Below are 2229 nucleotides of genomic sequence, written 5' to 3' on the forward strand. Positions count from 1 at the left end.
CCCTCGGCCGGGTCCGGCGCCTCGTCCGGGGCCGGCGGCGCGGGCGGCCCCGGCGACGGCCGCTCGGGCGGCGGCACCGGGGGCACGCCCTCGGCCACCCCGAGCGGCCGCCCCTCGGGCACTCCCGAGCCCGAGCACACCCCGCCCGCCACCACGCCGCCGTCCTCCGAGCCGTCCCCGGGCGGCTCCGGTTCCCCGGCCCCGAGCCCCCGCGCGGGCGCACACTAGCGGGCTGGCCAGGGCATTTGCCTCCGATCCCCAGGGTCCTCTATGGTGGTAGATCGTTCGTTTGATTCATTTGACTGGCGCCCTAATCCCATCTGGCGCCCTTGGCGCGTTCCGGCGATCCGTGGCTGACCGCATAGAGGCGGTTGTGAAACAGAACCCCGGACTTTGGCGCGTGCCACTTCCGGAAGGTTTTGCATGTCTCTCGTTGACGACGCCCGCTTCGCCATGCCCGCGAACGAGGCTGCCGCCGATGTCACCGACACCACCGACACCACCGAGCTGATCGCCGAGGCCGAGGAGATCGCCGCCGAGGCCGCCTCGGAGACCACCGAGGACGCCGCGGAGGACACCGCCGCCGAGGCCGCGGAGCCCACCATCACCTTCGGCGACCTGGGCCTGCACGACGACGTCGTCCGCGCCCTCGCCAAGCGCGGCGTCACCACCCCGTTCCCGATCCAGGCCGCGACCATCCCGGACGCCCTGGCCGGCAAGGACGTGCTGGGCCGCGGCCGCACCGGCTCCGGCAAGACCCTCAGCTTCGGCCTGCCGCTGCTGACCCGCCTCGCCGACGGCGAGCGCACCCGCGCCAAGCACCCGCGCGGCCTGATCCTGGTCCCGACCCGCGAGCTGGCCATGCAGGTCGCCGACGCCCTGGAGCCCTTCGGCTCGGTGCTCGGCCTGCGCCTCAAGGTCGTCTGCGGCGGCACCTCGATGTCGAACCAGATCTACGCGCTGGAGCGCGGCGTCGACATCCTGGTCGCCACCCCGGGCCGGCTGCGCGACCTGCTGAACCGCGGCTCCGCCAAGCTGGACGACGTCCAGACCGTCGTCCTCGACGAGGCCGACCAGATGGCCGACATGGGCTTCCTGCCCGAGGTCACCGAGATCCTCGACCAGGTGCCGGCCGGCGGCCAGCGCCTGCTGTTCTCCGCCACCCTGGAGAACGAGATCGACACCCTGGTGAAGCGCTACCTGAAGAGCCCGGTCACCCACGAGGTCGACCCGTCGGCCGGCGCCGTCACCACCATGACCCACCACATCCTCGTGGTGAAGCCCAAGGACAAGGCGCCGATCACCAACGCGATCGCCGCCCGCAAGGGCCGCACGATCATCTTCGTCCGCACCCAGATGGGCGCCGACCGCGTCGCCGAGCAGCTGATCGAGGCCGGCGTGAAGGCCGACGCGCTGCACGGCGGCATGACCCAGGGCGCCCGCACCCGCGTCCTCGGCGACTTCAAGGACGGCTACGTCAACGTCGTCGTCGCCACCGACGTCGCCGCCCGCGGCATCCACGTCGACGGCATCGACCTGGTCCTCAACGTGGACCCGGCCGGCGACCACAAGGACTACCTGCACCGCTCCGGCCGCACCGCCCGGGCCGGCCGCTCCGGCGCCGTCGTCACCCTGGTGCTGCCGCACCAGCGCCGCGGCGTCTTCCGCCTGATGGAGGACGCGGGCGTCGACGCCAGCCGCCACATCCTGGACCACGCCTTCGACGCCGAGGTCGCCAAGATCACCGGCGCCCGCTCGCTGACCGAGGTCCAGGCGGAGAGCGCCGCCAACATCGCCGGTGCCGCCGAGCGCGAGCTCGCCGACATGACCCGCCAGCTGGAGCGCGCGCAGCGCCGCGCCACCGAGCTGCGCGAGGAGGCCGACCGCCTCGCCGCCCGTGCGGCGCGCGAGCGGGCCGAGCTGGGCATCGAGGACGAGGAGCCGGCCGCCGAGGCGGACGGCGAGACCGCGGCCGAGGCCCCGGCCGTCGCCGAGGCCCCCGCCGTTCCGGCGCAGCAGTCCGAGGAGCGCGCGCCGTCGTACCGCGAGGCGCGCGGCGAGCGTCCGGCCTTCGGCCGTGACCGCGACCGTGACCGGGACGACCGTCGCTCCGGTGGCTTCGGTGGTCGCGACCGTGACGACCGTCGTTCGGGTGGTTTCGGTGGCCGTGGCGGCGATGACCGTCGTTCGGGTGGTTTCGACCGCGACCGCGGTGGCTTCGGTGGCCGT

At 73.9% G+C, this 2229-nt stretch carries 1 protein-coding gene and 1 pseudogene; both read left to right on the forward strand.

Annotated features, from left to right (window positions below):
* Positions 1-228, forward strand: a pseudogene (locus VM95_RS43970) (hypothetical protein); the annotation flags it as partial.
* A 195-nt stretch (positions 229-423) separates the two neighbouring features.
* The coding region (locus VM95_RS37330) for a DEAD/DEAH box helicase (protein WP_045705787.1) at positions 424-2229 on the forward strand (1806 nt) is incomplete at its 3' end.

This window comes from Streptomyces rubellomurinus (assembly GCF_000961885.1).
Taxonomy (GTDB): Bacteria; Actinomycetota; Actinomycetes; order Streptomycetales; family Streptomycetaceae; genus Kitasatospora; species Kitasatospora rubellomurina.